The sequence below is a fragment of the Pseudomarimonas arenosa genome, assembly GCF_014841215.1.
Classification (GTDB): domain Bacteria; phylum Pseudomonadota; class Gammaproteobacteria; order Xanthomonadales; family Xanthomonadaceae; genus Pseudomarimonas; species Pseudomarimonas arenosa.
On the sequence record NZ_JACYTR010000100.1, the window covers coordinates 1 to 7,807 of the forward strand.

Sequence of the window (7,807 nt, forward strand, 5' to 3'; positions counted from 1 at the left end):
GCAGCCGACCGAGCATAGCGAAGGCGCAGGCTACGAAGTAGCCGTTGCTGCGTAGCAGCCGACCGAGCGTAGCGAAGGCGCAGGCTACGAAGTAGCCGTTGCTGCGTAGCAGCCGAACAACGCCGCAATCGGCGCAAAGGACCTCAGGGCGAATGCCCTGCGTAGCCGCGCAGCGGCCGATTGAGGGCCGTGCCAGCGCCGAAAGATCACGAACACTCTGTTATCTCAACACCATCGGTCGAATCTCTCGCCCCGCTTGGAATCGCCGGATCTTTCGGCGCGACCTCATGAGATATCCGGGCTAGAATAACAGCGATGACATCTTGCGCCGGTAGCGACCGACCAGGTCTTCGTCGTCGATGATGTTGAACGCATCAATCAGCAGTTTTTTGGCCAGTCCGTCGTTCCACTGCTTGTCGCGCCGTAGAAGTTCGATGAACTGGTGCAGGGCGGCTTCGTAGTCGCCGGCCACCAGATAGTGCACGCCAGCCAGGTGATGTGCTTCCAGATTGCTTTCGTCTTGCGCCAGTCGGTGTTCCAGTGCGTTAAGGGGCGGCGCATCGCGCAGTGTGGCGGCGAAGCCGAGTGTGGCCTGCACGCGCTTGGCGCGGTCGTCGGTGGCCAGCTTGGCCGGCAGCTGATCGAGAATGTTGCCGGCGCGCTCGACCTCGCCGACGCGCGAAAGCGCTACCGCCAGATCCAATTGCAATTCATCGTTGTTGGGGTCAGCGGCGATTCTGGCTTCGACGTCGGCCAGTGCCTGTTCCGGGCTGAGCGATTCTGACTCGATCTCGGACTCGTTGCCGGCGCCGTCAGCCGCAACGATCTCATGGCGACTCAGAAACTCACGCACCTGCGACTCGGGCAGGGCACCCATGAATCCGTCGACTGGCCGACCACCCTTCAGCAGAATCACGGTGGGCAGCGAACGCACGCCGAACAATGCCGGCAGCTGCTGTTCTTCATCCGAGTTGATCTTGGCCAGTACGAAGCTGCCGCCGTACTCGGCTGCCAGCTTTTCCAGAATCGGCTTCAGCTGCTTGCAAGGCGCGCACCAGTCGGCCCAGAAATCGACCAAGACCGGCACGTCCATTGAACGCGCCAGCACATCCTGCTCGAAGCTGGCGGTGGCTACGTCAAAGCTGTGCGCGGGAGGGGGCGAATCAGTCAGGCCATTTGCAAACATAGGACTCAGAACCTTTGAAGATCTATTGGGGATATGGGCAAAGTGAGGAAATGCAAGGGTTGCTGCGCCGCTACTTGTATCGCTGCCCGGCCTTGATCACCACCTCCACCCGTTGCAGCAGGGTGATGTCTGCAAGCGGATCGCCGCTCACTGCAATCAGATCGGCTTGCTTGCCGACCTCCAGGCTACCCAGTTCATCCCATTTTCCCAATAATTCGGCCGCGTTGCGGGTCGCAGACTGCAGGGCCAGATCGGCCGGCATGCCGGCCTTAACCATGAGTTCAAACTCGCGGGCGTTCTGGCCGTGAGGAAATACGCCGGCATCAGTGCCAAAGGCGATCTTGACGCCGGCCTGGTAGGCCTGGGTGAAGGTCTTGGCGATCTGCGCGCCGACCCGTGCAGCCTTGGGGCGCACGATGTCAGGATAGTAGCCATCCTGCCTGGACTTCTCACTGACGAAGTCGCCAGCCAGCAAAGTGGGCACATACCAGGTGCCGCGCTGTTTCATCAGTCGCATCACCTCAGCATTCATATACGTGCCGTGCTCAATGGAGTCCACGCCGGCCAATACCGCTCGTTTCATCCCCTCGGCGCCGTGCGCATGCGCGGCCACCTTGTAGCCGTAGTCTCGCGCGGTGGCGACGATGGCGTCGATCTCATCCTGCATGAACTGCGGATTGTCGGCCGATTTGGCGAAGCTCAGTACGCCGCCGGTAGCGGTGATCTTGATCACGTCGGAGCCTTCCTTGTAACGCTGTCGCACCGCGCGGCGCGCCTCGATCGGACCGGCAATCACGCCGTCTTCCGGACCGGGATAGCCAAACGCGTGCAGCATGTCGCGGCTCACTCCATTGATCGGATCGGCGTGTCCGCCGGTGGTGGCAATGGACTTGCCAGCCGCGATGATCCGCGGGCCGGGCAGCTGCCCATCGTCAATCGAGTCTCGTAGCGACAGAGTGATCCTTCCGCCCAGGTCGCGCACGCTGGTGAAGCCGGCCAGCAAGGTGCGCTCGGCATAGCTGACGGCGCGGAAGGCGAAGTCCTCCTGATTCAAGCGGAAGCCTTCCGAATAGCGGTTGGGATTGGACTCGTGGTCCAGATGCACGTGCATGTCGATCAGACCGGGCAGACAGGTCTTATCAGTGAGATCCAGCGACTGATCGTTGCCGGTTGTCATTGGCTGTCCGCTGCGCATTTCAGCGATGCGGCCCTCACGAATCAGGATCTGATGCGGCCCCAGCAGCTTGGCGCTCTTGGCGTCGAACAGCTTGCCGCAGGAAATCCATTGCTCGGCGGCGGCCGGGCCACAGAGCAGCAGGAATAGCAAGGGGAAGCAGGCGCGCATCTCGAAGTCCTCATCGCAACGAGCCCGCATCATACGTGCTCTGTCAGCGATGGGGCGTGCTGCACCGCTTTGGGGCGATTTGCTGCGCATTCCGCACCATACGCGGGCGAATGGCGGGAGGCGAAGGCGGGGCTGCACCGCTAAGTGCTTGGTGCAACGCACAAATTTAGCTTTGGCTCAGGTTTGGCACGGTTCGCGCAAAGAGTCGGCTGGGGGGAAGTCCTGTCGTCCGGGGGAACCGGCGGGCAGGTCCCGAGCTGTGCAAACCATTGCGAGGAACCCGATGAAACTGATTACCGCCATCATTCGACCGTTCAAGCTGGATGACGTACGAGAGGCACTGGCCCAGGTGGGCGTATCCGGTCTCACCGTCACCGAAGTCAAAGGCTTCGGGCGGCAAAAAGGTCATACCGAGTTGTATCGCGGCGCTGAATACGCCGTCGATTTCCTGCCCAAACTGAAGATCGAAACCGCAGTCAGCGACGACCATCTGGACGTCGCCGTCGAGGCCATCATCAACGCCGCTCGTACCGACAAGGTGGGTGACGGAAAGATCTTTGTCAGCACGCTCGACCAGGTGGTGCGGATACGCACCGGCGAGCTTGACGACACCGCGCTTTGATCTGAGGAGACGCCCATGAAAGTCGAGAAAGTTTCTACTGGTCGCCGCGTCGCCCTGAGCCTGTTGCTGGCGATGGGGTTTGCGGTGGCGATCACCGGATCGGTCACGGTGGCGCAGGATGCGCCGGCAGCACCGGTAGCCCCGATTCCTGTGGTGGCTGAAGCTGCCGTGGCCACCGAGGCCGAAGCGGCGCCGGCGGCCGAAGTCGCCGAGGCAGTCGACGCCGCTCCGGCGCCCAGCGTCGACAAGGGCGATGTGGCCTGGATGCTGGTCTCCACCTTGCTGGTGGTGATGATGGCAGTGCCGGGGCTGGCGCTGTTCTACGGCGGCCTGGTACGCGCCAAGAACGTGCTCAGCGTGCTGATGCAGGTGATGACGGTATTCTCACTGATCGTCGTGCTATGGGCGGTGTATGGCTACAGCCTGGCCTTCGTCGGTGGTAACGCTGTGTTCGGATCGCTGGATGCACTGTTCTTGAAAGGCATCACGGTCGATTCCCTGGCAGCGACCTTCACTGACGGCGTGATGTTGCCGGAGTTCGTGTTCATTGCCTTCCAGTCGACCTTCGCCGGCATCACCTGTGCCCTGATCGTTGGCAGCTTCGCCGAGCGCATCAAGTTCTCCGCGGTGCTGCTGTTCTCGGTGTTCTGGTTCACCTTCAGCTACCTGCCGATCGCGCACATGGTATGGGCCGGCGGCGGCTATCTGTTCGAGAAGGGGGCGCTGGATTTCGCTGGCGGCACTGTTGTCCATATCAATGCTGGCGTGGCTGGTCTGGTCGGCTCGTACTTCCTCGGCAAGCGAGTGGGACTGGGGCGCGACAAGATGAGCCCGCATAGCCTGACCCTGACCATGATGGGTGCTTCCCTGCTGTGGGTCGGCTGGTTTGGCTTCAATGCCGGTTCCAACCTTGAAGCCAACTCGGGCGCGGCCCTTGCGTTCATCAACACTCTGTTTGCGACGGCTGCGGCGGTGATCAGCTGGTCGGCCATCGAGGCCATCCTGCGCGGCAAAGCCTCCATGCTGGGCGCCGCGTCCGGCGCGGTGGCTGGTCTGGTGGCGATCACCCCGGCCTGCGGCTCGGTGGGCATCATGGGCGGCATCGTGATTGGACTGCTGGCCGGCGTGATCTGCTTCTGGGGCGTGACGGGCCTGAAGCGCATGCTCGGCGCCGACGACACCCTTGACGTGTTCGGTGTGCATGGTCTCGGCGGCATCGTCGGTGCCATCCTCACCGGCGTGTTTGCCGCGCCGACGCTCGGTGGAACCGGTGGCGAAGACTTCTCGATCGCCTCACAGGTGCTGATCCAGGCCGAAGGCGTGGGCATCACCATCCTCTGGTCTGGTGTGGTCGCCGCGATCGGCTTCACCCTGGCCAAGTACACCGTGGGCCTGCGGGTCAGCGAGGAGCAGGAGCGCGAGGGTCTGGACATTGCCTCGCATGGCGAGGCGGCCTACACCTGAATCACCCAACATCGTTCCCTCCATCGTCAGCGGTTGCCTTCCTCCAGAACCGATGACGATGCAGCCTTCACGGCGCCCTCGGGCGCCGTTTTTTTCTGCGGGACGCAGGGGGCGGTAGCGAAGGCCAGCTGACCTTGGCGTTGAACGCTCATCTGCCGCGCTGCCGGGTCGATGGCGCCAGTTTCCGAATATTGATCAATCGATGCTTCACTCATCGATTGATCAATGTTGTGGGAGGATCCATGTAAGCCGAGTTCGGACCTGTGCCGAACCTGGCGCGCCTGAGCGTCCCCGCTGGACTTATTCAGACCATTCCTAACCGAGTTTATTGATGCGCGCGAACGGCAAGTCACCCCGCTCGCCCTACAAGCAGCCACTCAAAACCGTAACCAATGGCCGATTTCGCCCCGTTATGCGGCGCCGTTCTCGCTTAGTTGATAGACTCTGAGCAAAATCCGAATAAGTCCATCCTGGACTTACTCAGACGTGCCGAGTCCGACATAGGTCCGGACGCGGCTCACGCTGATCAACAACTTACGTTGTTGATCGCGGCGGTGCATCCGTGCACCACGGGAATCTCTGAACGTGTTCAGAGATTCCCTAACGCGCTCCGCTAGCTTGAAAACGCGGCTGCAATCGTGCATTGCCGCGTCGTCGAAAACGGACAATAGCGATCATGCTTAGATCACTGTTTGGCGGCCTGATCATGCTACATGGGGGAATGGCGGAAGCCACCGAGGTCGATCAGCTGGCGCTTTCCTCCAGGCTGATTTTCTTGCCCCAGATCGACTTGCCGGCCGGTCAGGAAAGCGTGCTGCTGTTCGACGCCGACGTCGAGGTTGAGCAAGAGGCTCCGCAACGGATCGTTTGCCAGCTGAAGTTTTCTCAATCCGAACGTGCGCGGCGCCTGGCAGGCGGCTCGGAATTCCTGATCACGGCAGCAGGTATCGAAGCGGAGTCGACGGTGCCCGGCCAGCAGGAGAGCACGTCAGCCGTTCTCCGATTGGTGCAATCGGAGAGTTCAGAGGTAGTCGTAGAGCTGAGAATGTCGGACACCGGTGGGGCCGAGGCGGAGCCCAGTTTTGCCGCCGAGCTATGGTCAAGGCGCTGCCGATTCAGGCTGGTGGAGCCTGCCGAGTCGGCAGGCTGAGTCCAATGGGCTCGCTGCGCATCGGCCTGACGCTTCGCTGCCTTCTTGAGGGCGTGGCGCCGGATGTGTTGCGATGGTCGCCGGGTGTAGCCTGGTGTTGAAATCAGTGCTATTGGCGATCGCCTTGACACTGGCGGTAGCGGTCCAGGCGACCGAGTCGCCGACACCGATTGCTGACCTGCTGGTCGACCGCGACAACAACACCATTCCCGATTCGCTTGGGCAGACGGTCGTGGTCGAGGGGTGGGTGACGGTGACGCCCTCCGATCTCAGCAACACCTCATTTCAAACGATCATCGAAGACCAAAGCGGCAGTGGAATCATCCTGTTCTCGCCCAGCCTTGAGATGACATTTGAGCGTGGCGACAGGGTGCGAGCACGCGGCGAGCTGAGTCAGCATCGTGGCGCCCCGCAACTGAAGAATATCGAGGTGGAGCTTGTTGGCAACGAGAGTGTGCCCAGCGCCTTGTCGGTGACGCTGGCCAGTGTGGATGGCTGGCAGCATATGGGGAAACGCGTACAGGTTGAGGGCGAAGTCGGGCCGGTTTCGGCCGACGTGTTTGGTCGAATGCGCCTCAGCAGCGAGGATGGTTCGGTGCTGTCGCTGTACTTTCCGCCGCCGGTGGTGGCCGACTTTGATTGGCAGCAGTGGCCGCGCGGCTCGCGAATTTCAGTCACCGGTGTGGTTTCCATCTACAAGCAGACCTGGCCGTATGAAGGTGGCTTTCAGCTCATTGTGACGCGGCCCGAGGACATCCGCTTGTTGGCACCGCCGCAGCCAGCCTGGCAGCGATGGGCGCAGCTGTCGATTGCGCCAGCAAGTGCTCTGTTGGTGATCGCGCTGTTTGTTAACTATCGAGTGCAGCGTCGCGCCAAGGCGCGAGCGCACGAGCTGGCCACCCTGACTGCCCTGTCGGCGTCGTTCAGCACCGAGCATCTGGATCAAGCCCAGCTGGCTCGCAGTGCGACGGATATCCTCACCGCCTACGATATCGCCGAGCTGGCCTGCGTATTTCCGGGTATTGGCGCCGCCGCCTCAGCGACTGTGGTCTTCACCGCGCACGACTCGGAAATTGCGGAGTCCTTTGAAGCCGAACTGGGCCGCAACGATCCGGGGCAGGATGCGCAAGCGGTGGCAGACTTCGTTCAGCGTCTGGCCGCGACGCTCAGCTTGCAGTTGATAGCGTTGCACCCACTCACCTCATCGCATGACGGGTACGGATTCATTTGCGCGTTTGCATTGCAAAGGCGCAAGCCCAGTGCACTGCAGGAGCGCACACTGTACGCTGCGGCCCGCCTGTTGGCGTTGGCGCTGGAGAATCAACGCGTTCGCCACAATGCGCTGATTGAGCAACAGAAGCTGCACCAGCTGGTGGTGACCGATGACTTGACCGGTCTGTACAACCGTCGCTTCCTTGACGAGTACCTGCGCGTTCAACTGCCGTTGGCCCAGCGCCGTGGCAGCGGGCTCGCCTTCGTGGCCCTGGATATCGATTTCTTCAAACGCATCAATGATGAACATGGACACGCAGCCGGTGATCGGGTATTGGCAGGCGTTGCCGCTGTTCTGCGCCAGACCTGTCGCAGTAGTGACCTGATCGCCCGCGTCGGCGGCGAAGAGTTTCTGATCATCATCAATGACGCCGAGCAGGGAACCGCACTGCCATTTTGCGAGCGGATCCGAAACGAAGTGGCGGCCAGTGAATTTGACCTCGATGGCACTCGCATCAATGTCACGGTGTCAATCGGAATCGCCATCTTTGGCGTGCATGCAGACGATATTGAGTCTTTGCATCATGCTGCCGATATGGCCTTGTACGCGGCCAAGCGGGCCGGGAGAAATCGCTGCGCATGGGCGGCGGAAAAGGCCGCTTAGCAACATGCTGAAACTCATGGCAGCTGCTGTGCTGCGGCCTGCCGTCGTGTGCCAGATAGGCAAGGTCGGCCGCGAGAACGGATCCCGAGATACAGGCGCCCAACAACCCGACCGCGATAGGCATCGCGTTGCGATGGAATTTCATGCTCAGTTCTCCAAGTGCA

General features: G+C 61.4%; 7 protein-coding genes. 4 read left to right on the top strand and 3 right to left on the bottom strand.

Features of this window, described 5'->3' with window-relative positions; all coding sequences use genetic code 11:
* Nucleotides 1–301 precede the first annotated feature (301 nt).
* Both trxA and IFO71_RS20980 read right to left on the bottom strand, forming a co-directional pair.
* Nucleotides 302–1,186 carry a thioredoxin gene (trxA, locus tag IFO71_RS20975; RefSeq protein ID WP_425502929.1) on the bottom strand — a complete coding sequence of 295 codons (885 nt, stop codon included), beginning with the start codon at nucleotides 1,184–1,186 and terminating at the stop codon, nucleotides 302–304.
* 70 nt (nucleotides 1,187–1,256) lie between these two features.
* Nucleotides 1,257–2,561 carry a metal-dependent hydrolase family protein gene (locus IFO71_RS20980; RefSeq protein ID WP_225444848.1) on the bottom strand — a complete coding sequence of 435 codons (1,305 nt, stop codon included), beginning with the start codon at nucleotides 2,559–2,561 and terminating at the stop codon, nucleotides 1,257–1,259.
* A 253-nt stretch (nucleotides 2,562–2,814) separates the two neighbouring features.
* Between IFO71_RS20980 and IFO71_RS20985 the strand changes: the two genes are divergently transcribed.
* Together IFO71_RS20985 and IFO71_RS20990 are read left to right on the top strand one after the other, a co-directional pair.
* Nucleotides 2,815–3,153 carry a P-II family nitrogen regulator gene (locus IFO71_RS20985; protein ID WP_192031645.1) on the top strand — a complete coding sequence of 113 codons (339 nt, stop codon included), beginning with the start codon at nucleotides 2,815–2,817 and terminating at the stop codon, nucleotides 3,151–3,153.
* 15 nt (nucleotides 3,154–3,168) lie between these two features.
* Nucleotides 3,169–4,617 carry an ammonium transporter gene (locus IFO71_RS20990; protein WP_192031646.1) on the top strand — a complete coding sequence of 483 codons (1,449 nt, stop codon included), beginning with the start codon at nucleotides 3,169–3,171 and terminating at the stop codon, nucleotides 4,615–4,617.
* Between the two features lie 26 nt (nucleotides 4,618–4,643).
* Here IFO71_RS20990 and IFO71_RS20995 read toward each other — a convergent pair whose 3' ends face one another.
* Nucleotides 4,644–4,832 carry a hypothetical protein gene (locus tag IFO71_RS20995; protein WP_192031647.1) on the bottom strand — a complete coding sequence of 63 codons (189 nt, stop codon included), beginning with the start codon at nucleotides 4,830–4,832 and terminating at the stop codon, nucleotides 4,644–4,646.
* Nucleotides 4,833–5,293: 461 nt separating this feature from the next.
* Between IFO71_RS20995 and IFO71_RS21000 the strand changes: the two genes are divergently transcribed.
* Both IFO71_RS21000 and IFO71_RS21005 read left to right on the top strand, forming a co-directional pair.
* The gene (locus tag IFO71_RS21000) at nucleotides 5,294–5,767 is read left to right on the top strand and encodes a hypothetical protein (protein ID WP_192031648.1); all 474 of its coding nucleotides are present in this window, start codon (nucleotides 5,294–5,296) and stop codon (nucleotides 5,765–5,767) included.
* Nucleotides 5,768–5,840: 73 nt separating this feature from the next.
* On the top strand, nucleotides 5,841–7,643 hold the full coding sequence (locus IFO71_RS21005; RefSeq protein WP_192031649.1) for a diguanylate cyclase: 1,803 nt from the start codon (nucleotides 5,841–5,843) through the stop codon (nucleotides 7,641–7,643).
* The last annotated feature ends 164 nt before the right edge of the window (nucleotides 7,644–7,807 follow it).